The sequence below is a fragment of the Pseudomonas sp. NFX98 genome (assembly GCF_047784845.1).
In the GTDB taxonomy this organism is placed as follows: Bacteria; Pseudomonadota; Gammaproteobacteria; order Pseudomonadales; family Pseudomonadaceae; genus Aquipseudomonas.
The window spans coordinates 439459-462961 of record NZ_JBLNNF010000002.1; the positions used below are offsets into that span (position 1 = coordinate 439459).

The 23503-nt window shown below is 59.8% G+C and carries 19 protein-coding genes and 2 pseudogenes; 15 read left to right on the plus strand and 6 right to left on the minus strand.

Translation table 11 applies throughout. From position 1 onward, the window contains the following. Positions 1 to 28 precede the first annotated feature (28 nt). The 7 genes from ACM110_RS04400 (at position 29) to ACM110_RS04430 (ending at position 7011) form a co-directional block, all read left to right on the plus strand. Positions 29 to 379 carry a DUF6152 family protein gene (locus tag ACM110_RS04400; RefSeq protein ID WP_416126735.1) on the plus strand — a complete coding sequence of 117 codons (351 nt, stop codon included), beginning with the start codon at positions 29 to 31 and terminating at the stop codon, positions 377 to 379. Further along, complete coding sequence (locus tag ACM110_RS04405) at positions 379 to 867, plus strand: DUF6644 family protein (protein WP_416126736.1); 489 nt, start codon at positions 379 to 381, stop codon at positions 865 to 867. The genes ACM110_RS04400 and ACM110_RS04405 overlap by 1 nt, the downstream gene beginning before the upstream one ends. Positions 868 to 1085: 218 nt before the next feature. Beyond that, complete coding sequence (locus ACM110_RS04410) at positions 1086 to 1859, plus strand: alpha/beta hydrolase (protein WP_416126737.1); 774 nt, start codon at positions 1086 to 1088, stop codon at positions 1857 to 1859. Positions 1860 to 1988: 129 nt separating this feature from the next. Next, positions 1989 to 2246: a DUF2790 domain-containing protein gene (locus tag ACM110_RS04415; RefSeq protein ID WP_416126738.1), complete on the plus strand. Its 258-nt coding sequence runs from the start codon at positions 1989 to 1991 to the stop codon at positions 2244 to 2246. A 113-nt stretch (positions 2247 to 2359) separates the two neighbouring features. Next, on the plus strand, positions 2360 to 3031 hold the full coding sequence (locus tag ACM110_RS04420) for a heavy metal response regulator transcription factor (RefSeq protein WP_416126739.1): 672 nt from the start codon (positions 2360 to 2362) through the stop codon (positions 3029 to 3031). Further along, positions 3028 to 4440 carry a heavy metal sensor histidine kinase gene (locus tag ACM110_RS04425; protein WP_416126740.1) on the plus strand — a complete coding sequence of 471 codons (1413 nt, stop codon included), beginning with the start codon at positions 3028 to 3030 and terminating at the stop codon, positions 4438 to 4440. The genes ACM110_RS04420 and ACM110_RS04425 overlap by 4 nt, the downstream gene beginning before the upstream one ends. A 186-nt stretch (positions 4441 to 4626) precedes the next feature. Further along, positions 4627 to 7011 (plus strand): DUF3772 domain-containing protein, encoded by a 2385-nt coding sequence (locus ACM110_RS04430; protein ID WP_416126741.1) that lies wholly within the window; start codon positions 4627 to 4629, stop codon positions 7009 to 7011. A gap of 111 nt (positions 7012 to 7122) precedes the next feature. Here ACM110_RS04430 and ACM110_RS04435 read toward each other — a convergent pair whose 3' ends face one another. After that, positions 7123 to 8613 (minus strand): aldehyde dehydrogenase family protein, encoded by a 1491-nt coding sequence (locus ACM110_RS04435; RefSeq protein ID WP_416126742.1) that lies wholly within the window; start codon positions 8611 to 8613, stop codon positions 7123 to 7125. 47 nt (positions 8614 to 8660) lie between these two features. Then, entirely contained in the window at positions 8661 to 9050 is a 390-nt protein-coding gene (locus ACM110_RS04440) for a c-type cytochrome (RefSeq protein WP_416126743.1), read from the minus strand. Positions 9051 to 9331: 281 nt separating this feature from the next. Between ACM110_RS04440 and ACM110_RS04445 the strand changes: the two genes are divergently transcribed. From ACM110_RS04445 to ACM110_RS04455, 3 genes and pseudogenes are all read left to right on the plus strand, one after another. Continuing rightward, positions 9332 to 10654 carry a hypothetical protein gene (locus ACM110_RS04445; RefSeq protein ID WP_416126744.1) on the plus strand — a complete coding sequence of 441 codons (1323 nt, stop codon included), beginning with the start codon at positions 9332 to 9334 and terminating at the stop codon, positions 10652 to 10654. Positions 10655 to 11024: 370 nt separating this feature from the next. Next, positions 11025 to 12074 (plus strand): annotated as a pseudogene (locus ACM110_RS04450) (HAMP domain-containing protein); the annotation flags it as partial. Positions 12075 to 12332: 258 nt separating this feature from the next. Beyond that, positions 12333 to 12932 (plus strand): annotated as a pseudogene (locus tag ACM110_RS04455) (methyl-accepting chemotaxis protein); the annotation flags it as partial. A 145-nt stretch (positions 12933 to 13077) separates the two neighbouring features. Here the strand turns inward: ACM110_RS04455 and ACM110_RS04460 are convergent. Continuing rightward, positions 13078 to 14226, minus strand: a complete 1149-nt coding sequence (locus ACM110_RS04460) for a hypothetical protein (RefSeq protein WP_416126745.1) — start codon at positions 14224 to 14226, stop codon at positions 13078 to 13080. Positions 14227 to 14693: 467 nt separating this feature from the next. Between ACM110_RS04460 and ACM110_RS04465 the strand changes: the two genes are divergently transcribed. From ACM110_RS04465 to ACM110_RS04480, 4 genes are all read left to right on the plus strand, one after another. Then, positions 14694 to 15620: a hypothetical protein gene (locus ACM110_RS04465; protein WP_416126746.1), complete on the plus strand. Its 927-nt coding sequence runs from the start codon at positions 14694 to 14696 to the stop codon at positions 15618 to 15620. Positions 15621 to 16061: 441 nt separating this feature from the next. Next, positions 16062 to 17372 carry an amino acid permease gene (locus ACM110_RS04470; protein ID WP_416126747.1) on the plus strand — a complete coding sequence of 437 codons (1311 nt, stop codon included), beginning with the start codon at positions 16062 to 16064 and terminating at the stop codon, positions 17370 to 17372. Continuing rightward, positions 17365 to 18645, plus strand: coding sequence for an aspartate aminotransferase family protein (locus ACM110_RS04475; protein WP_416126748.1), 1281 nt, complete (start codon positions 17365 to 17367; stop codon positions 18643 to 18645). Before ACM110_RS04470 ends, ACM110_RS04475 begins: the two co-directional genes overlap by 8 nt. A 9-nt stretch (positions 18646 to 18654) precedes the next feature. After that, positions 18655 to 19671 (plus strand): phosphotransferase enzyme family protein, encoded by a 1017-nt coding sequence (locus ACM110_RS04480; protein WP_416126749.1) that lies wholly within the window; start codon positions 18655 to 18657, stop codon positions 19669 to 19671. 120 nt (positions 19672 to 19791) lie between these two features. On the opposite strand, the gene hpaC is transcribed toward ACM110_RS04480, so the two are convergent. Then, positions 19792 to 20301, minus strand: a complete 510-nt coding sequence (gene hpaC, locus ACM110_RS04485; RefSeq protein WP_056723075.1) for a 4-hydroxyphenylacetate 3-monooxygenase, reductase component — start codon at positions 20299 to 20301, stop codon at positions 19792 to 19794. A gap of 260 nt (positions 20302 to 20561) precedes the next feature. On the opposite strand from hpaC, the gene ACM110_RS04490 reads away from it, so the two are divergent. Next, a complete protein-coding gene (locus tag ACM110_RS04490) occupies positions 20562 to 21191 on the plus strand; it encodes a response regulator transcription factor (RefSeq protein WP_416126750.1) in 630 nt (209 codons plus the stop codon). A gap of 174 nt (positions 21192 to 21365) precedes the next feature. On the opposite strand, the gene feaR is transcribed toward ACM110_RS04490, so the two are convergent. Then, complete coding sequence (feaR, locus tag ACM110_RS04495) at positions 21366 to 22286, minus strand: transcriptional regulator FeaR (RefSeq protein ID WP_416126751.1); 921 nt, start codon at positions 22284 to 22286, stop codon at positions 21366 to 21368. A 152-nt stretch (positions 22287 to 22438) separates the two neighbouring features. Further along, complete coding sequence (locus ACM110_RS04500) at positions 22439 to 23389, minus strand: PDR/VanB family oxidoreductase (RefSeq protein ID WP_416126752.1); 951 nt, start codon at positions 23387 to 23389, stop codon at positions 22439 to 22441. Positions 23390 to 23503: the final 114 nt, after the last annotated feature.

Genomic DNA, 23503 nt, shown 5'->3' on the forward strand with positions numbered 1-23503 from the left:
ACAACGACGCAAACAGGAGATCCCTGCCATGAACATCATGCTCAAGTGCATCGGCGTGTCATTGCTGCTAATGGCCACGGCGGCCTTCGCCCATCACGGCTGGAGCGAGTACGACTCCAGCAAGCCCTTGCAACTGAGCGGCACCATCGAAGAAGCCGGCTATTCCCATCCCCACGGCTTCGTGAACCTGAAAACGGCGGACAAGACTTGGAACGTGGTCCTCGCGCCGCCTTCGCGCATGGAAAACCGAGGGCTATCGAAGGACATGCTGGCGGTCGGCAATCAAGCCACCGTGGTCGGCTATCAGAACCGCAACAAACCTGATGAGTTGCGCGCAGAACGCATCACCATCGGCGACAAAACCACCGAGTTGCGCTGATGCCAACCGAAGCGGGCTGGATGGACTGGCTGAATGACTCGTCGCTTGGGGCTGCCATGCGCGGCGATTTGTGGCTGTACCCGCTGGTCGAGGTGGTGCACATTCTCGGCTTCGCGATCCTGGTCGGTTCGGTGGTGATGTTCGACCTGCGGGTGCTCGGGGTTTCGCGCACTATTCAGGTGACCGCCCTCGCCCGCCATCTCCTGCCGTGGTCCGTGGCGGCCCTGCTGTTGATCGTCCCGGCCGGGCTGATGATGTTTTCCGCCCACCCGCACGACTTCGCCTCCAATGACATTTTCATCCTCAAGCTGAGCCTGATTGCCACGGCGGGTCTGAACGCCGTGCTGTTCCATGTCGGCGTATACCGATCCGTCACGTCCTGGAATACCGACGCCCCGGCACCCGGCGTGGCCAAGTTGCAGGCGCTGGTTTCCATCGTGATCTGGGTCAGCGTGATCCTTTGCGGCCGATTGCTGGCGTACACCTAAACCTGCATGCCGCCTATCACCTGTAGGAGCACGGCTTGCCGGCGATGGCGCCCTTGAGAACGGCATCGCCGGCAAGCCGTGTTCCTACAAAAAGCAGTTCATTACAAACTTGTCATTGAGTTGTCAGCGAAGCCAGCACCCTCGCTTCGTACAGTGGAGTCGTCAGTCACCCACACCGGGTGACACGCCATCCACTGATGATCACAAGGGTCGATACCATGAATCCATTGAGCAAACTCTGCCTGATCGCCGCCAGCCTGTTCGTGTTGGGCACCGGCTCCGCCATGGCTGCCACCGCGACTGCTCCGGTCAAGGCCAACAACGTCGTGCTGGTGCACGGTTCCTGGGCCGATGGCTCCAGCTGGTCGGACGTGATTTCCCGTTTGCAGGCTGCCGGCCTGCACGTCACCGCCGTACAAAACCCGCTGACTTCAGTTGCTGACGACGTCGCCGCCACCCAGCGTGTACTCGATCAGCAGGATGGCCCGACGGTACTGGTCGGCCACTCCTACGCCGGCACCGTGGTCAGCGAGGCCGGGGTCAATCCGAAGGTCAGTTCGCTGGTGTATGTCGCCGCGCGGGCACCGGATGCCGGGGAAGATTTCGTCGCTCTCTCGGCCAAGTACCCGACCATGCCCGTGCGTGCCGGCACTGAAGAACACGACGGTTATGTAAGCCTCAAACAAGACGCCTTCCTCAAGTATTTCGCCAGCGACGTGCCCCACGACAGGGCCATGGAGCTGTTCGCCGTGCAGCAACCGATCGCCAAGACCCTGTTCAGCGAGCGCATCACCGCCGCAGCCTGGCACACCAAGCCGTCGTGGTACGCGGTGTCGAGCCTGGACCAGACGATCAATCCGGACCTGGAACGCTTCCTCGCCAAGCGCATGGGTGCGACCACTATCGAATTGCCGTCGAGCCACTTGTCGCTGGTGTCCCACTCCAAGGAAATCGCCGACCTGATCCTCGCTGCCGCCGGTCGCCAGTCATAACCCGCCGCCGGTTTATTACAACTTTGTCATCAAGCTGTTGGCTGGCTGTTCGGATCGCCTGGTTAACCTGAACTCACTGCCAGGCCCACTCGCCGACAGCCACCACCACCTTTAAAAGAGAGACTTATCATGAAAATGTACATCCTCGGTTTCGCTGCCCTCCTCGCCACCGGTTCGGCCTTTGCCGATACCCAAAGCACCGCGCCAGTGATCCACGACAAAGACGCTGCGTTCGTCCACCTCGACATCGCCAAAGTCACCGGCGAAACCGACATTTCGCAGCAATGCGGCATCATCCCCGCCGAGCTGAGCTACCTCGACCATCAGGGTCGCCAGCACGAGCTGGATTACCTGGTCCAGGGCAGCGGTTGCACCAATGAGCATTGATCGTCATCCCTGCGTATCGGCAGATGAACGGGCTACACTGGCGGCACGGACATGCCGCTGTAGCCCGCCTGCTCGGCGCTGAACCTTGCTGACCCCACACCTGGCAGAACCCCATGAACATTCTCGTCGTCGAAGATGAACCCAAGGCCGGTAATTACCTGCTCAACGGCTTGCAGGAACTCGGTTACACCGTGAGCCTGGCCCGCGATGGCGTCGATGGCTTGCACCTGGCGCTGGAGCACGATTTCGATGTGATCGTGCTGGACGTGATGATGCCGAAAATGGACGGCTGGGAAGTCCTGCGCCGCCTGCGCAAGGAAGCCGACACACCGGTGCTGTTCCTCACCGCCCGCGATGACATCGCCGACCGCATCAAGGGCCTGGAACTGGGCGCCGACGATTACCTGATCAAGCCGTTTTCCTTTGCCGAACTGGTCGCCCGCCTGCGCACCCTGACCCGCCGCGGTCCCACCCGTGAAGAAGAACAGTTGCAGATCGAAAACCTGCAAATCGACGTGCTCAAGCGCCGCGTCACCCGCGCCGGCACGCGCATTACCCTGACCAACAAGGAATTCGCCCTGCTGCACCTGTTCGCCACGCATCAGGGTGAAGTGCTGTCGCGCTCGATGATCGCCTCGCGGGTCTGGGACATGAACTTCGACAGTGACACCAACGTGGTGGATGTAGCGGTTCGCCGGTTGCGGCTGAAGATCGACGACCCGTTCCAGCTCAAGTTGATCCACAGCGTGCGTGGTATCGGCTACCGCTTCGATACGCAGCCATGAACCGCCTGTCGCGTCTGCGCCATTCCCTGACGCTGCATCTGGCGCTGGTGTTTGCGTTTCTCGCGTTTGTTTCACTGACCGCATTGGGCGTGGCGTTGTACCACGACCTGGAGCACGAATTGATCCGTCGCGACGATGCCGCCCTGATCACCCGCATCGATCAACTGCGCACGTTCCTCAACGACAGCAACACCCTGGAGCTTATCCGCACCAAACCGGCGCTGTTCCAGAACATGCTGGGCAACCGCGAGGCCCTTCTGACCATAGGCGCGCCCGGCCAAACACCGTTGCTGGTGGTCAATCCGGGCAACCTGAGCATGCCAACGCTGGCGCCGATGCCTCTCAATCACCCGCTGAGCCTTGGCGACGTGCATCACTTGCCCAGCATCAACGGCGTGCCTTTTTCGGCACTGGCGGCGACCATCGACTCCGGCGACCAGGGCACCCTGGAAGTGGTCACCGCGCGCCTGATGACCGAGCGCACGGCGGTGCTCGCCAACTATCGGCTCAACGTCTATCTGTTCGCCAGCGTGGCGGCGATTCTGCTGGCACTGTCCGGCTACGTGCTGGTGCAGCGCGGTCTGCTGCCGGTGCGGCGCGTGGCCCAACATGCCCAAGGCATCGGCGTGGGCAACCTCGGTGAGCGCCTCAACAGCCAGGGTGCACCGCTGGAACTGCTGCCGATGATCGACGCCTTCAATGCCATGCTCGATCGCCTCGGCAGAGGCTTCGTGCAACTGGGACAAGTGTCGACCGACATGGCCCATGAGCTGCGCACGCCGATCAATAATCTGCTCGGCGAAACCCAGGTCGCCTTGCAGCAGAACCGCAGCATCGAGGCCTATCAACAGTTGCTCGCGTCCAATGTCGAGGAACTCGAACGCCTGGCGCGCATGCTCGACAACATGCTGTTCCTCGCGCGCACCGACCCGGCCAGCGCCCTGCGTCAACGCCAGGAGCTGGACGCCGCCGACGAGATGGAACGCATGGCCGACTATTTCGAAGGGCTCGCGGCGGATGTCGGAATCCGCATCGATGCCCGGGGCAGCGGCGTGATCTGGGCCGAACCGATGCTGCTGCGCCGCGCCCTGGCCAACCTGTGCGCCAATGCGATCAAGTACGGCGCGCCTGACTCGGCGCTGCACATCCACGCCGCACCGCAGGCCGACGGCATCCACCTGCAAGTGCGCAACCACGGCCAGACCATTCCTGCCGAGCACCTGCCCAGGCTGTTCGAACGCTTCTACCGGGTCGACGAATCCCGCGAACGCTCGGCGCAATCCAACGGCCTGGGCCTGTCGATAGTGGCGACGATCATGCAGTTGCACAACGGCGCGTACAGCGTCAGCAGCGCTGATGGCGTTACCTGTTTTGAGCTGGTTTTCCCGGCGCGGCGGCCAGGTGAATAACGCCTGAAAAGTCAAAAGATCGCAGCCTGCGGCAGCACCTACATTGGAATGCGATCTCCTGTAGGAGCTGCCGCAGGCTGCGATCTTTTGCTCTTGCTGTAGCGCATCCGATCAAAAAAGCCTCGATAACGTGAGTCATGACCTAACCTCATAGGCTGAGTGACAAACAACCAGTCGAGCGCTCCTATGCGTAATGCATTGAAGTTAATGATGGTCATGGCGTTGCTGCTGTTCGCGTCGAGCGCCGCGATGCTCGCGGCGGCGCCCGTACCAGACGCTCCGGCCGACAGCCTCACGAGAGCCCCCGCCAGCGTTTCCGAAGGCGATCTGGATGCGCTGCTCAACCAGCTCGGCAACCTGAAACAGCAGGTGTCCCTGGTCAGCAACTACAGCCAGCTCGAAGGCCCGCAGGATCTGGTCCAGGCACTGATCCGGGAAGTTGATCGGCTGACGGCACTGCTGTTGCCCGAACAGGCTCAATTGCAGGCGCAACTGGGTGTGTTGGGGCCAACCCCGCTGGCAGAGGCCGCGTCGGAAAAATCCGAAATCGCCAATCAGAGAACGGCCCTGACCGAGCAGAAAAACCGCATCGACTCCCGGCTCAAAACCCTGGCGACCCTCAAAACCAGCGCCGCCGAACTGCTGCTCCAGATCGCCGCCATCCGCCGCAGCCTGCTGGAAACCGAAGTGACCCAGCAAACCCGGAGCGTGCTCAATCCCTGGTTCTGGGCCCCCCTGTTCAATCCGCCGCAGGAAGACCGGCAAAAATTCAGCGCATTCATCCAGCAGATCGGCACCACGCTAGGCGCCACCTGGCAACCCGGCGAACGCCTGCTGACCAGCCTGTTGCTCGCCGTGGCCCTGGTTTTCTGGATCTTCGGTCGCAGGGTGGCCGAACGCGGGCTGACCTGGTTGTGCGTTCATCGAATGCCTGAAGGTCGCCTGCGGCGCAGTGCCCTGGCGCTGGCCTCGGTCGTGGCCACGATCCTGTCTGCCTGGATTGCCCTGCAGTTGCTGTTCTTTACCGTTACCCGAGAACTGCCCCTGACGCCGCAACTGCTGGGGTTTTCCCAAGACTTCGAAAAGATCGTTTATACCTGTGTGCTGATCACCGGTCTGAGCCGCGCGCTGCTGTCCACGCAACACCCTTCGTGGCGACTGCCGGCCTTTGCCGACCCACTCGCCCTGGCCATCAAACCCTACCCGGTACGGTTGTCCTTTGCGCTGCTGGTGTTGGTATCGCTGGCACAAATGACCAATGCCACCGGCATGAGCTCGCAGATGGTGATCTCTGTCCGGGGACTGGTTGCACTGATTGTCTCGTCATTGATCGCGTTGCTGCTGTTGCGCGTCAGCAAAACCCGCCGAGCCATGGTCATTGCCGGCGTCGCCCCGGAAGCGGGTCGGACGCTGGCCGGAGTGATTTATTCGTTCGCCAGCATAGCGATTGTGGTTTCGCTCGTTGCCTTGCTTATCGGCTATGTGTCGCTGTCGCGCTTCATCACTTACGAGCTGGTGTGGTTCTTCATCATTTTTGCCGGCTTCTACTTGTTGATCCAGATCGTGAAGGACGGTTGCGAATTCCTGTTTTCGCCCCGCTATTCCACGGGCAAGGCCCTCAAGCAATTACTGGGCATTGGTGACACGCGCCTGGAGCAGATTTCGATCCTGCTGTCCGGTTTCGGCCGCGCCATGCTGTTGCTGTTGGCGCTGATCACGCTGGTGGTGGGTGGGGTCGGGTCGACGCTCGGCCAACTGGCCACCAACATCCTCGCCATCCTCGGGGGCGACGGCCTGCGCAAACTGAACATCGTCCCGGCCAACCTGTTGCAAGCCTTGCTCGCGCTGATCATCGGCATCTACCTGATCCGCTCATTGCGCCGCTGGCTGGACAATGAATTCCTGCCGAAAACCGAAATGGACCCCGGCATGTGCGCCTCGCTCAGCACCTTGTTCTCCAACATCGGCTACGCCTTGGTGATTCTGCTGATGCTGTCGTCGCTGGGGGTCAAGTGGACGAATCTGGCCTGGATCGTCAGCGCCTTGTCGGTGGGGATCGGCTTCGGTTTGCAGGAAATCGTCAAGAACTTCGTCTCCGGCATCATCCTGTTGACCGAACGCCCGGTGAAGGTTGGCGACCTGATCAGCATCAGCGGGGTCGAGGGTGACATCCGCCGGATCAACGTGCGGGCCACGGAAATACAACTGGCCGACCGCTCGATCGTGATCGTGCCCAACTCGCAGTTGATCTCGCAGAACCTGCGCAACGTCACCCTCGGCGGCAGCGCCCAAGGGGTGGCGACACTCGAACTGATGTTCCCGCTGGACATCGACCCCGAGCAAGTGCGCAACCTGCTGTACAACACCTACATCGAGCACGAAACCATTCTGGACAAACCGGCACCGATGGTGCGTTTCAGCCAGCTCAAGCCTGAAGGCATTACCCTGACCATCACCGGTTATGTCAGCAGCCCGCGCATGGTCACCGCGATCAAGAGCGAGCTGCTGTTCGAAATTCTCAAGCGGCTGAGCGCCGCCGGGATAGAACTGGCGAAACCGCCTGCGGCGTGACGCCAATCCTGTAGGAGCTGTCGAGTGCAACGAGGCTGCGATCTTTTGATCTGGTTTCGAAAAACCAAAATCAAAAGATCGCAGCCTTCGGCAGCTCCTACAAGTCGAACATCAATGCGCGATGCACACCGACTTGAGCTCGGTGTAAGCCTCGATCACCGCGCGGCCGAACTCGCGGCCCATGCCCGACTGCTTGACGCCACCGAATGGCATCGCCGGGTCGAGCAGCACGTGGGCGTTGACCCAAACCGTACCGGCCTCGATGCGCGGCACCAGGTTCATCGCTTTGCCCAGATCGTTGGTCCACAGGCTGGCGGCCAGACCGTAGCGGTTGTCGTTGGCCAGTTCGATGACGGCATCTTCATCGTCGAACGGCATCACGCCCAGCACCGGACCGAACACTTCTTCGCGGGCCACGGCCATGCTGTGGTCGATATCGGCCAGGATGGTCGGCTGCACGAAGAAGCCATCGCCTTCCAGCAACTCGCCACCGGTCACGACCCGAGCGCCTTCCTGACGGGCCAGTTCAATGTGCTTGAGCACGCTTTGTTGCTGCTTGCGCGACACCAGCGGGTTGATCGCTGCGTCGCAGTTCATGCCGTCGCCAATCGGCATGGCCGAGACTGCCGCGGCGAGCGCTTCGACGAATTTGTCGTGAATCGAACGATGCACATAGAAACGCGAGGCCGCCGCACACACCTGACCGTTGTTCAGCAGGCCGCCTAGGATCGCGCCCTGCACGGCTTTTTCGATATCGGCATCGGCGAGCACGATCATCGGGTTCTTGCCGCCCAGTTCCAGAGAGAAGCGCGTCATGTTTTCCATGCACGCCACACCGATGCTTTTGCCCACGGCGGTGGAGCCAGTGAACGACACTTTGCTCACCAGCGGATGCGAAGTCAGCACGCCACCGACCGAAGCACCGCCGCCGGTCACGACGTTGAACACGCCTGCGGGAATCCCGGCTTCGAGCGCCAGTTCAGCCAGACGCATGGCGGTCAGCGGGGTTTCCATGGCTGGTTTGATGATGACGGTGCAACCGGTGGCCAGCGCCGGCATCAGTTTCCAGGCAGCGATCAGCAGTGGGAAGTTCCACGGCACGATGCCAACGACTACACCCACCGGCTCACGCTTGGTGAACGCAGTGAATTTGGCACCTGGCGGCAGCGGGATCGACACATCGAAGGTCTGGCCTTCGATCTTGGTTGCCCATCCGGACATGTAGCGCATGAACTCCACGGTGGCGTTCAAATCCAGGGCGCGAGCCATGTTGATCGACTTACCCTGGCTCAGGGTTTCCAGTTGCGCCAGCTCTTCGGCGTGTTCTTCTACCAGACGGGTGAAGTTCAGCAGGATGCGCTCGCGATCAGCCGGGCGCAGCGCAGACCACACACCGGACTTGAACGCTTTGTGCGACGACTGCACGGCGCGCTCGACGATTTCCAGCGGCGCGTCCAGGGTTTCGCACAGGGTTTGCCCGGTGGCCGGGTTGACCACGGCAATGCTCTCGCCTTCGGCAAACACCCACTGCCCATCAATGAAGCAGCCGTGACGACGATCCAGGAATGCAGCGACCTGCGGCAGAATTTCAACGTTGCTCATAAATCACCTTTCATGCAGATGAGTTGTTCAGTCGGTGATCCGGCTGATTACTTTTGTTCTTTGAGGAAGCACACGACCGCTTGGCGATCATCTGCCGAGGCCATGCCCATGTAGGGCATGTAGGTGCCAGGCACATAGGCCTGGGGTTGGGTGATGAGTTGTTCGATGTTCTCGGCTTGCCAGTCGATGTTCTTGTTGCGCATGGCTTGCGAGTAGTTGAAGCCTTCCAGCGAGCCGGACTTGCGCCCGACCACACCCGCCAGGTTTGGCCCCATCATGCCGGCCGTGCCTTTGCTCACGGCATGGCAAACCCCGCATTCATTGGCGAAGACTTCGGCGCCACGGCTTTTGACCGGTGCGCAATCGGCCGCCAGTGCGGCCTGGGCCAGGGTGAAAGACAACAAACCAATGAGGGGCAAACGCAGGGCGGTGAACATAAGAAACGACCTTGAAAATCCACGCGTTCGCCAGCAGACGAACGCCAACACTGAAGATGCCGGCACCACGGTGCTTCGGCAGGTTGAGCGGGATTGTCGGTGGTCATTGGCTTGCAGGTTTTGCCCTGCGTGCCAGTTGTGTTGGCGCTTCTGCCAAACCGACCAATCTGGCACGCACGACCAACTAATTGGCAAACAGGCAAAAGGCTGGAAAAAAGCCGCGACTTAGTATCCGGGCAGATCGCAAACCTGCGCTCAAGAACAAGAACGGATGCCACACCATGCTCAAGTCCCCCTTGCTTCGCCTTTCGACTCTCGCGCTGATGATCAGCGCTGGCCAGGCCGGAGCCTACGAACTCTACGCCGATGACGACAGTCACCTGAACGCCACGCTGGAAGCGGTTTTCGGCGTGTTCCACAGCCAGGAAAACTATGCTCTGTCGGGTCGTCTCGACGAAGGTTCGTCGTCGTGGCGCGAGGGCTACATCAAGTACGGCCTGAGTTTCGACCAAGGCCTGGGCGGTGTCGGCACCGCTTACGGCGCGGCGAACATGCTCAGCTCCGGCACCTGGGGCGACGGCGATGCCGCAGGTTTCAGCGATGGTTCGGAACGCACCACCAAGTTCGAAGACGCCTACCTCGGCTGGCGCTCGGCTGACCTGTTCCCGGTCCTGGGTGCCGATGGCATCGACCTGTCGTTCGGTCGCCAGAACATTGTGGTCGGCGACGGCTTCCTGATTGACGGCGACGCTTTGAACATGGGTAAAGGCCTGGCCGACGGCGAGTTCAACCGTGGCGGCGCCTACTGGCTGGCCGCGCGCAAGGCCTTCGACGAAACGGCAGTGCTGCGGATCGGCGGCAAGGAAGGCTGGCGCAGCGACCTGATGTGGCTCAAATCCAACAACCGCGCCCAGGCCATGACCGAAATGTACGTCGGCACCCTGGAGCACGTGTCCGAAGCCGGCACCGTCGGCTTGACCTACGTCGACACCAAAGACATCGACGAGCAGTACGCCTCCCCCGCGCAACTCGAACGCGACGGCATGAAAACCTACAGCCTGCGCGCGACCGGCAACGCCGGGGTCAAGGACCTGTTCCTCTCCGGCGAATACGCCAAGCAGGACAAACCGCACACCGCTACCGAAGACGCCTGGTATCTGGAAGCTGGCTGGACCTTTTCCGACGCACCGTGGACGCCGTATGCCGGCTACCGCTACAGCCGTTTCTCGGAAGGCTACGACACCCTGTTCTACGGTTTCAGCCGTGGCTTCGGCACCTGGTTCCAGGGTGAAGTGGCGGGCAACTACGCCGGCCCGTTCAACAGCAACTCGCGCATCCAGCAACTCAAGTTCACTGTCTCGCCGCTGGAGAACCTGACCGTCGGCGCGATGTACTTCAACTTCGACACCATCGACCGCGACCTGGGCAACACCGACGGCCACGAAATCGACCTGTACGCCGAATGGCACCTCAACGACCACATCACGGTCATGCCGCTGGTGGGTCTGTTCCAGCCGGACAAGAGCGCTGATCAGGGCGGTACGCAGCTGGGCAACAACGACAAGAACCTCTACAGCCAGCTGATTTTCGCCACCACTTTCTAAACTCGCCGGCGGTCACACACGCCCTGTAGGAGCTGCCGCAGGCTGCGATCTTTTGACCCTGTTTTTAAAAGTCAAAATATCGCATCCAGCGGCAGCTCCTACAAGGTCGTGACGGCAGCGCCATTGTTCTCCAAGGAAAAAGGTATTTCCAATGCAGAAAAGTTTCCTCACGATCCAGAGCAAGATCGCCCTGCTCGCCGGCCTCTGCCTGTTGTTGGTGGTCGGTTTGCTGATGGGGTTGTCGCTCTACCAGACGCACAAAAGCAGCCAGCAAGTGGCCGAGGCCAGCGGTGAAATGCTCGCCGACGCCGCCAAGGAACACATGCAGGCGCTGGGCAAAGTGCAGGCCATGCAGGTGCAACGCACCTTCATGCAAACCCACGAATTCGGCCAGGGGTTGTCGCGGTATCTGCTGTACCTCAGGCAACTTCAACATCAGGGCAATCTGACCCGCCAACAACTGCGCCAGGAGCTGAGTACCCAGCTTCACCAGGCCCTGATCGACAAGCCCGACCTGCTCGGGCTTTACGTCATTTTTGAACCCGATGCCCTGGACGGCGCCGACGCTGGTTTCGTCGACAAAGCGGATCTGGGCAGCAACGAAACCGGTCGTTTCTCCCTGTACTGGGTGCAGAGCAAACCCGGCGAACTGCAAGCGGTGATCGGCGACGAAGGCCTGCTGGCCAACACCGAGCCCGGCCCGAGCGGCGCACCGTACAACGCCTTCTACACCTGCGCCCGCGACACCCGTCAGGCCTGTGTGCTGGAGCCCTATTTCGACGAGGCCTCCGGCAGTCGAAAACTGGTGACCAGCGTCGCCTTCCCGCTGATGGAAAACGGCAAGGTCATCGCCGTGGTCGGCCTCGACATCAACCTCGCCGCATTGCAAAAGAACAGCGAAGCCAGTGCGCTTGAACTGTTCGACGGTCACGGTCAGATCAGCATCGTCAGCCCCCGTGGCGTGATCTCCGCCGACAGTCAGAATGTCAGCCGCCTCGGCCAACCGATGGACAATACCGAGGTGATGGACGTCTTGCGTCAGGGCCAGCCAAAGGTGTTTGTCGACCCGCAACAGATCAAGGTCCTCGAACCACTGCCGCCGATTGCCGGCGCCGCGCCGTGGGGAGTGTTGGTGGGCGTGCCGCAAGACGTGTTGCTGGCGCCGGTCGCGACGCTGCAAAAGGAACTCGACGCCCAAGGCGTGCAGAGCACGGCGCTGGAACTGCTGCTCGGTGGCGGCTCGGCACTGCTCGGCCTGCTATTGATCTGGTACACCGCGCAACGCATCACCCGGCCGCTGCAAGTGCTGACGCGGGTCATGGAAGACATTTCCCTGGGCGAAGGCGACCTGACCCGACGCCTGCAGGTGCAATCGCGGGATGAGATCGGCCAACTGGCGACGGCGTTCAACCGCTTCGTCGAGCGCATTCACCATTCGATGCGCGAGGTGTCGTCAGCGGCCCTCGGCGTCAACGAAGGCGCCCGCCGCGTGCTGGACGCGTCCAACTCGTCGCTGAGCAATTTCGACGATCAATCCAGCCGCACCAACAGCGTGGCCGCCGCGATCAATCAATTGGGCGCCGCTGCCCAGGAAATCGCCAACAACGCCTCCGACGCTTCGCATCAGGCGTCCAGCGCCCGGCAACAAGCCGAAGACGGTCGCCAGGTGGTGCAACGCACGATCGAGGTGATGAACGAGTTGTCGGGCAAGATCAGTGCGTCGTGCACCAACATCGAAGTGCTCAACGACAAGACCGTGAACATCGGGCAGATCCTCGAAGTGATCAAGGGCATCTCCCAGCAGACCAACCTGCTGGCGCTCAACGCCGCGATCGAAGCGGCCCGCGCCGGTGAAGCGGGACGTGGTTTTGCCGTGGTGGCGGACGAAGTGCGCAGCCTCGCCGGACGCACCCAGGCCTCGGCATTGGAGATCCAGCAGATGATCGAAGAGCTGCAAGTCGGCGCCCGCGACTCGGTCATCACCATGACCGAAAGCCAGCAACACAGCGAAGAAAGCGTCACCATCGCCAACCTCGCCGGCACCCGCCTGGGCAGCGTCACCCAACGCATCGGCGAGATCGACAACGTCAACCAGTCCGTCGCCGCCGCCACCGAAGAACAGACTGCCGTGGTCGAAGCGCTGAACGTCGACATCACCCAGATCAACACGCTGAACCAGCAAGGCGTGGAAAACCTGCAAGCGACATTGCGCGCGTGTACCGAGCTGGAGCAACAGGCGGCAAGGTTGAATCAGTTGGTGGGGAGTTTTCGCATCTGAATTTGATGGTGTCTGACCGGCCACCATCGCGGGCAAGCCCGCTCCCACAGTGATTTGTGATGAATGCAATTTTTGCAGTCACCGCAGAAACCTGTGGGAGCGGGCTTGCCCGCGATGAGGCCGACACTGGCAACACCAATGCCCGTTAAACAGCGGGAAGATCCATTTTGTAACCCGCTCCCGGCGTGCCCTCATGCAGCGCCGCCTGGATTTTTGAGTACAAGGTATTTGCCTCGGCTGTGGTGATTGACCGCGAACAATCACGCAGTACAACGCGCAGCAGAACATTCTCCTGCCCCGGTAACATCCCCAGTCGATCAATGGCCTGCGATGGCAGATCAGAGATTTTCCACCGTCCCCTTACCTGCATCTCTTCGATCCAGTCAGAACAATCGCCAGCAGCCTGCAGCATTTTTTCGGTCAATACTTCTTCGCTTTGTCCCGGCGTTACAGCTAACGAAATGTCACGGGCAATCGAAGGCAGACGTGAGACAGCGTTCCAAGGATTCAAATCCTGCATTTGCGCCCTCACTCGTTCGTTCTGGTCACGCAACAAGCGAATATCCGGGATGCCTTTGCGCAGCATGGTCAGGCGATCCAGGCCCATTCCCAAGGCCAGTCCTCCATGAAGCGAAGGATCGATTTCCAGCCGTTCCAACAAGGATTTGGCAATTCGACCGCACTCCAGGACCTCCACCGGGACACCATCATTCAGCACATTCACTTCGATCCCGCCCTCGGTGTAGTGGTGGGGGCTGTCGCTGTAGATCCAGGCTTTGTCAGGCACGGCAGATTTGAGAATATCGCTTACCAGGCGCAACAAGTGTTCAGGGGTCGCCAACTCGGGATCACCCAGAACCCAAATGTCCATCTGATGCGGCTCCGCACAATGCCAACGGTCACGGCTATCGCGACGGAAAGTGATGCCGGGCGCGGCTAGCAATATTGTCTGACCTGGCTGTCGTATTTTGGCCGCTCGCTGAAGCGCTACCGGAATTTGGCTAGTGGTTTGCGTGCGCAGCAGAGAGCACGCGTCAACCCACCGGGTATGCGCACTTCCAAGGGTGATTTCAGATGGGTCATAACCAAGCAAACCGTAGTTTTCTTCCGCCGAGACAATTCTCGCTCCTGTCTGCACTTGCGCTTTTGGCCAACCCTGATTAGCCAATCCTTGAAGGATTTCATTCAGCAATAACCGGACGGCGTGATCGGGTGTGGCAGGTTCTGTTAAGTCAGCCAGCAACAAGGCTTTTTGTATGGACATTTCCGTCAGATATTTCTTCGATTCCTGCACTGAAAAGCTCCTTATTAACCGTTGGAGTTTGAGATCCCCTAAAAACCGACCCCATCAATCAAACTAACGATTTCGGCTCTACAGCTACAACCAAAATGCGGCGAAACACTCAGTTTTCAGAAGTGGACTACAGCTGCGAACTACACAAATAACTCACAACGCCGTATACGAGCTTTCCAAAGCATTATTAAGTCTAAAAAGTTCAAAATTAATCATTTAATACATCAAGAAAATCTGTATTAATTATTCCGCCCCTGCAAATCAACGGGGTAGCACAAACCAACAAAATGAAAAAGGATGATCAAATGACTAACAAAATCACGTCTAAAGAAAAACTCAACCGCATCGCTTCTGGTCCGGAGAACTTTGGTTGGGCTCCGTTAGCCTGGGCTCACATTGAAGGATAAATGATGCCAATGGGCGCCAAGAGAAATCTTGCCGCCCATCGATTAAACAAGGAGGTATTCATGTCAACATCAACAATGATAAAAACGCTCTTCGGCACAGAGGAACCTTCGATAATCGCTGACTCTGAAGTATTCCTACAGGAATGCTCAAAGCTTGGATTCAAGACAGCCAACATTTCCGATATTGCTGCTCTTCCAAAAAACAGCATCGTTTTTTCTTTCACCAATGACGCAGCAAAACGGGTATTTGAGATAGCGAAAAACACTGAAAACAAGAAAATCGTTTTTTGTGCCGTGCAAGTATTCGACCCCACTCTGGATAGCGCACTTTATAGCCTGAACCTCCTATTGAGGAGTGACTTTGAGCGGGCTTTAATTGCACAGAGACGGGTGCTGAACATGCTGAACTCACACGACTCTTTTGCGTTGACGGGAAATGACGCCGACGCACAGGTAACGATTTTTTCTCACGCACAGCCCTACGCGTTGATTGCAGAAGATATTGAAATCGATTTTATTCAGTCTGTAGCAGAATTTTTCGAAGTTCATTACGCCCACATGAACTCACAAAATCCAAGTCCATTCTGTTTTCATGGAACCATGAAGATAGCCGGCATACTTACAGTTCTCAGAAAACCAAATTCAAAATTACCTGACGGGCTAAAAAACTCTCTAAAGTGGTTGAGCGATCTGATATCCGAGAAAGGAGCCGTGCTATCCGTTAAAAACAACACCGTTACCTCACTAAAAATAAACGATGACGAGCATGTGAAATTGCTTGATCTAGCCGCGGGCCGTCGAGGACTCAAACTGACTGAATTTGCCATTGGAGTAAACGACAGCATCGCCACGAGCATCAACTACAAAACCAACTCTCAATTAAACGAGGGCATCAGTGGAGTTCACTTGGCTATTGGGGATGGCTCTTCTGGCTATCACATAGACTTCCTCAGCCCATCGGTAAACGTTGCTCCCACATATCAATAGCTACCAAAACCAACAAGCTTCCCCTGAAAGTGCGGGCATACCCGTAAAGACGCCAATATATTCAACATTAATGGTGACCGAGACCCCGCCATCGCGAGCAAGCTCGCTCCTACATTGGATTTTCGTCGTACATAGATTTTGTGCTCACTGAAGATCCCGTGTAGGAGTGAGCCCGCTCGCGATGAGGCCGGCATATCCAACATCACTATCGACTGACAACCCGCCATCGCAAGCAGGCTGGCTGGCTGGCTGGCTGGCTCCCACAGGGTTCGTGTCGAATCTGGCACCCACAACCAACCACATGGCATGCACGCAAACATGCCGCGCGGCACCCCCGGCGTAGTATCGAGACTGCCCCATCCAGTGGGCGCGAAGCAACGCTGAACCCCCTTCATTTCTCACTAAAACAATAAATCGGCCTTCGGGTCGCGGGAGACTTCTGTGCTCAAGAAAAGTGCGTTGGGCTGGCCAAAGATCGCCGGCCTTGGAATTGCGTTGGTGGTGGCCGGGCAGTTTTCCGGCTGGAACTTCGGGCTGGCGGCCGGGGGCTGGTTGAACATGTTGATCGCCACGTTGTTGATGGCGCTGCTCTGTGGCGGGCTGGCGTTGTGTGTGGCGGAACTGTCCACGGCGTTGCCAAGCGCTGGCGGTGTGTTCGTCTATGCGCAAAGTGCCTTCGGGCCGTTCGTGGGTTATCTGGTTGGCGTGGCTTGCGCGTTGGCCCTGACCATTGGCACCGGCGCGGCAGCGACGTTCATTTGTGCCTACACCGAGTCGATTTTCGGCATCGGTGGCTGGCCGGTGAAGATCGCCCTGTTCGTGGTGATCATCGGCATTCACCTGCGCGGTGTCGGTGAAGCCATGGGGCTGACGTTCATTGCCGGTGTGATCGCTGTCGTCGCCCTGCTGACCTTCGGCGTGGCCATGGCGCCGCATGTCGAACTGGCCAACCTGCTGGCGTTGCCAGCCAATGTCACAACCCCGGTCAGCCTCGGCGGCATCTTCGCCTGCGTGCCGTTCGCCATCTGGCTGTTCATCACCGTCGAGCAAACCGGCTCGGCGGCGGAAGAGGCGGAAAACCCCGGTCGCACCATGCCACGCGGCATTCTCGCGGCCATCGGCACGTTGCTGGTGACTGCTTTGGTGGTGCTGGTGTGCGCGCCGGGTGCTGGCGGTGTCGAGTTGGTGGGCTCGGCGGGCGACCCGCTGTACGCGGCGATGTCCAGCAACAGCGCGTTCGGCGAAGGCTCATGGCTGGCCAAGGTGATTGGCTGCGGTGGCGTGTTTGGTCTGATCGCGACCTTCTTTTCGCTGGTCTACGCAGCATCACGGCAACTGTTCGCCATGGCCCGCGACGGCTTGTTCCCGCAATGGCTGGGCAAGACCGGCAAGCGCGGCACGCCGTACCCGGCACTCCTGCTGATCGGCGCCATCGGCCTGCCGCTTTCCGAAGTCGACCCAGCCACGGTGATGCTCGCGGTCGTGCTGCTGCTCAACGTTTGCTACCTGTTCATTTTCGGTGCTTACCTGCGCATCAAAAACAGCCAGCCGGACTTGCCTCGGCCGTTCACCCTGATCGGCGGAAAACTGGTGGCATGGCTCGGCCTGGCCCTGACCCTGGTGGTGATCGCCGCCTGCTTCCAGCTCGACATGCTGATGCTGATCGCCCTCGCTGTGACCTTCACCCTGTGCATTTTCAATTACCTGCTGCGCACTCGCCGCAGCGTTATCGAGGTTCCAGACCATGCCTGAAGACACTCTCCTGCAACGCCGTCACCGCGTACTCGGCAGCGCCTCGCCGCTGTTCTACGACAAACCCTTGCACCTGGTACGCGGCGAAGGCGTCTGGCTGTTCGATGTCGACGGTCGCCGCTACCTCGACGTCTACAACAACGTACCTTGCGTCGGTCACTGCAACCCGCACGTAACCGAGGCGATGCACCGTCAGGCCACCACGCTGAACATCCACACCCGCTACCTCGATGAGCAAGTGGTGCGTTACGCCGAACGTCTGACCGCCACCTTCGCAGAGCCGCTGGACACAGCGATGTTCACCTGCACCGGCAGCGAGGCCAATGAACTGGCGCTGCGTCTGGCGCGTTTCGCCAGCGGCGGCACCGGCATCATCGTCAGCGACTACAACTACCACGGCAACTCGGCGTCGCTGGCCGAAGTCACCACTGCCCTGCCCTCGCCGGAACCCTTCGCCGCCCACGCCCGTGCGGTGCCGATTCCGTGCCTGTACCACGCGGCGGCCGGCACCACTGAAGCGCAACTGGCCGAGGAATATGCGGCCAACATCGCGGCGGCAATTGCCTCGATGCAGGCCCAAGGGATTCGCCCGGCAGCGTTGCTGATCGACACCCTGTTCGCCAACGAAGGCCTGCCACGGGTGCCGGCCAGTTTCGTCAACAAGGCCGCCGCGTTGATCCGCGCGGCGGGCGGTTTGTTCATCGCTGACGAAGTGCAGTCCGGTTTCGGTCGCACCGGCGATCACCTGTGGGGCCATCAGGCCCACGGCGTGGTGCCGGACATCGTGACCCTCGGCAAACCGATGGGTAACGGCTATCCACTGGCCGGGTTGATCACCCACAAGGCCTTGGTCGAATCGTTTGGCCGTCACGCCATGTACTTCAACACCTTCGGTGGTTCGCCCGTGGCGGCGGCAGTCGGCATGGCGGTACTGGATGTGATTGAAGATCAGCAACTACTGCGCAATGCGCAAAGCGTCGGCGCCTATGTACAGCAACGGCTGCAAGTGCTGGCCGGCAAACACTCGATCATCGGCGACGTGCGCGGCAAAGGCCTGTTCTTCGCCATGGAACTGGTACGCGACCACGCCAGCAAGGAGCCGGCCGGACTTGAGGCGCGCAAGGTGGTGAACGACATGCGCGACAACGGTGTGCTGATCAGCAAGATCGGCGCCGGCGACAACATTCTCAAGTTGCGCCCGCCGCTGGTGTTCGGCCGCGATCACGCCGACCTGTTTGTTGACACGCTGGATCACGCGCTCAGCGCGATTTGAGGCCTTGCCATGACTGATTTCCATGCTTTGAACCACGAACAACAAGTCGCCCGGCTGCACGATCTGGCGCGCCATGCCCTGCAACATTGGGACGGCGAGTTCGCCGACATTCAATTGGTGAAATTCCGCGAAAACGCGGTGTTCTCCGCCCGTCGCCATGACGGTCAGCGGGTAGCCCTGCGCATTCATCGCAACGGCTATCACTGCGAGGCCGCGCTACGCTCCGAGCTGCAATGGATGGAAGCGCTGGCGGGTGCCGGTATCACCGTGCCGCAGATCATCCGTGCGCAGAATCAAAGTCATTTGATCGAAGTCACCCACCAGGACATCGGCGAGCCGCGTCATATCGACATGCTCGCCTGGCTACCCGGCGCCACCGCTGGCACCTCCGAGGCTGGCGTGCAGGCCGATACCGAAATCGATTTCCTGTTCAACGAAGCCGGTGCAATTGCTGCGCGCATTCACCTGCATTCGGCGGATTGGCAGCAGCCGGACGAATTTGTCCGACATGCTTGGGACGAGGAAGGCTTGATTGGCGCCAACCCGTTCTGGGGGCGTTTCTGGGAGCTTGCGCAGCTCAGCGATGAGCAGCGGGATTTGTTGCAACAGGCCCGGCGCACGGCGCGCACGGACCTGCGCCAGTACGGTCGGCACTTGGGCAACTTCGGCATGATTCACGCTGACCTTGTGCCGGAGAACCTGCTGGTCGAAGGGCCGCAACTGCGTTTGATCGACTTCGACGACGCCGGGTTTGGCTGGCACATGTTCGAACTGGCGACGGCGCTGTATTTCTGTCTGGATGATCCGCGATACGAGCAGATCAAGGCGGCGCTGCTCGACGGTTACAACGCGGTCAAGCCACTGACCGAGGCGGATCGCAAGACCCTGGCGTTGTTCCTGATGCTGCGCGGCACCACGTACCTGGGCTGGATTCACACCCGCCAGGGCACGCCGACGGCGATTGAGATGGCGCCGATGTTGATTGAACGGGCTTGCTTGTTGGCTCGGGAGTATTTGCAGGTCTGATAGACCGCCATCGCGGGCAAGCCTTGCTCCTACAGGATCTTCTGCGTACACAAACTCTGTGTTTGCAGGAGATCCTGTAGGAGCAAGGCTTGCCCGCGATGAACGATAACGCGGTCTCAATCAAGCCGCGCTGGCATGCTCAACACGATGAAACAACCGGTTGAAATACACCAGGCTGTCACGCGGTTCGCGCACGCCGACCTTCGTCAGTTCCACGAACATCACCGAATGCGAACCCACTTCCTTGCACTCGCTGATACGTCCTTCCAGTTGCACCAGAGCGTCGCGCAGCACCGGCACATCGGCCGCGCCGTCGTCCCACAAGTCCCAGGCGAAACGCTCATCCATCGGCACCTTGGTCATGCCGGCGAAGTGTCGGGCCAGTTCTTCCTGTTCGCCACACAGCACGTTGACGCACAGGTGGCCATTGGTACGGAACACATCGTGGGTGGCGCTGTTGCGGTTGACGCAGACCAGCACGGTGGGCGGCGAGTCGGTCACCGAGCACACAGCGCTGGCGGTGATACCGCAACGACCGCCGGGGCCGTTGGTGGTGATGATGTTCACCGCAGCAGGCAGTTGCGCCATGGCGTTGCGAAAGTCGATTTGCTGCTGGCTCAGGTCGGCCATGTCGATGCCCCTTCCTTCAGGAGGACCGCGTCGTAAAGCGGCCCGTAGGTGATGGAACAAGACTAAGGCTGCGAGCGCGGCGCAACCATTCTGACGATCCCCATGGTGAGGTTGGGTTTCCGCTAGTCGACTAGGTGGTTTCTTTATCGCAAGGGCCGGCGACAGTGGGTATTCTGCACACTGGCTTCACAAAGATGAGCCGATGCGTGCCGCGCGTTCGCGTGCGAAAACAATAATTAGAAATTTTCGTGGCAGCCCTGATGGAAACCCGCAAACCGATTGTTTACATCGTTGACGACGACAAGGACCTGCGCACTTCGCTGGCGTGGTTGCTGGAGTCCGTCAGCGTGCAGGCGCAGTGCTTTGCCGGCGCCGAAGAGTTTCTCAGCCAATACGACCCCAAGCAGCCCGCCTGCCTGGTGTTGGACGTGCGCATGCCGGAGACCAGCGGTTTCCAGTTGCAGGAGATCCTCAACCAGCGCGGCAGCACCTTGCCGACCATCTTCGTCTCGGCCCATGGCGACATCCCGATGTCGGTCACGGCAATGAAGAACGGTGCGCTGGATTTCGTCGAGAAGCCCTATAACCCGCAGCAGATGATCGACCGCATCCAGGCCGCGCTGAAGACTGCCGTGCACGCCCAGGCCGATCAGCAGCAGCGTCAGAACCTGCAAGGCAAACTGGCGCTGCTGACCACCCGCGAGCGTGAAGTGTTGATGCTGGTGATCGATGGCAAGGCCAGCAAGGTGATCGCGCGGGAGCTGAACATCAGCGTGAAAACCGTTGACGTGCACCGCACCAAGATCAAGGAAAAGATGGGCGTGACCAGCATTGCCATGCTGGTGCGCGAGGTGCTGCATTTGCCGGTGGAAGAGCCGGTGCGGCATTGAGGGATGTGTGGCGGCCATGAGGCCGCCATCGCTAGCAGGCTAGCTCCCACAGTGGTTTTGTGTTCGCTGGAGATCTCTATAGGAGCTGCCGGAGGCTGCGATCTTTTGATTTTGCTTTAACAACAAGATCAAAAGATCGCAGCCTTCGGCAGCTCCTACAGGGGATGTGCAGTGTCAGATCTGGCTGTACCGCTTGCGATAAGCCCCTGGCGACACACCGAAGCGTGATTTGAACGCCGACGAAAAGTAGCTGGAATCCGAAAACCCCCACGCATAACACAACGCCGAGAGCTTCTGCTCGACATCGGCGCGGCGCAGGTTTTCCGCGCAGAAGTCCAGGCGGCGGTGCTTGATGTATTGCGCAACCACCAGGCCGCGCTTGGAGAACATCCGGTACAGCCCGCGTACCGAAACCCCGACCTCACGGGCAATCATCTCGGGGCACAGGGCTTCGTCGCTGATGTGCTGGTCGATGAAGGCGATGATCTTGCGGAACTGCCGCTCGTGGGCGTCACCGCCGTTGTCCAGGGCGCTGATGCCCGGCAGCAGCAAGCTCGCGAGGGCGTCGAGCACCGCTTCGCTTTCCTGCATGTCCAGGCCTTCTTGTTGACGAGTCTCCAGTACCAGCCTGTTGGCCATCGAAGCCAGAGGGCTGCTGGCGGCGATGCGGGTGGCGCAGTTGACCGCGTTGAAGTGCGAGCCACGCTCGACCACCTGGCGCGGCAGAATCAACGACAACTGACGGGAATCGTCGTTGTAGGTCATGTCACTCGGACGGCTGGCGTCGATCAGGGCGATGTCGCCACAGCCCAGTTGCGCACGGTTGTCGCCCTGCTCCAGTTGTGAGCTGCCACGCATCTGGAACACCGCGTAGTAGTGGCCATCGCTGCTGGTGCTGACGTCCTTACTGGTGCGATACAAATGCACGTGCGCCATGTCGACCACGCTCAGGTTGATCGCACCGCTGCGAAATTCCGCCAGTTCGCCGTAGAAGTCGGTGTCCAGCGCGCGGGCATCGAAACGCCCACAAGCCTGGTTCACCTGGCTCAACCAACTTTCGAACGCCTCATTGCGCACCGCCGATGCTGTAATCATGTCCGCAAAGCCTCACGTTTTTTGTTTTTATTGCCGTCCGCTTCGTCGAGCGGTTCGGTAAAAAAGTTTCGTCTTCCAGCCATCGCCTCCCTCGATGGTCGCCGGGCGCCATTCAACAGGCTCCGGCGTCAGCTTTCCAGTGAAGAAAGCGCTTAGATGTCCAATACCAGACGAGCGGAAAGTGCCCGGGAAACACAGGCGCAAATCTGCTTGTTGGAGGCCTTTTCCTTGTTGGAAAGGCAGTTGTCGCGGTGCTCCGGCACGCCGTCCAGCACCTCGACGATGCAGGTACCGCAAATGCCTTCGCGGCACTCGGTGTCGATGTCGCAACCGTGGGCCTGCAACACGTCGACCAGGCTGGAATTGGCCGGTACTTGCAGCACCACGCCGGAGCTGGCCAGCTCCACTTCGAACGTGCCGGCCGGGGCGCTGTTGGCGGCCGGGTCTGCGGCGAAGTGTTCCAGGTGAATGGCCTCATCAGCGCGACTGCGCGACGCGACTTCCACCACTTTGTTCATGAACGGTGCCGGGCCACAGGTGTAGACGTGGGCCGCAGGGCTGGCGCAATCCAGGCAAGCACTCAATGCGCCGTCGAGATCCGCAGGTTCGATGCCGTAGTGAAACTCCACATGATCAGCAAAATTGGTCGCCAACAGTTCGGTAAACGCCGCGTATTGCGCCGAGCGTGCGAAGTAATGCAGGCGGTACGGCTGGCCGCTTTCCGCCAGTTTGTAGGCCATGCTCAGCAGCGGCGTGACGCCGATACCGGCGGCGAACAGCACATGTTCGCTGGCGCTTTCATCGAGACGGAACTGGTTGCGCGGCGCACCCATTTCCAGCTCCATGCCCTCTTCCACTTGCTCGTGCAGTGCCAGCGACCCCCCGCGCGACTGCGCTTCTTTCTTCACCGCCACCAGGTAGGCGCGGCGATCCTGTGGCGGGCTGCACAGCGAATACTGGCGGGTTACGCCGGTCGGCCCGGTCAGGTCGACGTGGGCACCCGGTTCATAGGTGTCGAGCGGCTGGCCGTCACTGCGCACGAGGCGAAAGGAACGGATATCCAGCGCTTCGTCGACGATCCTTTCGATCTTCACCTTCATCATTGCATCACCTGAATACTTGTTTTTCGTTTAACACATCACTTGTAGGAGCTGCCGCAGGCTGCGATATTTTGATCTTGACCTTAAAAACAAGATCAAAAGATCGCAGCCTGCGGC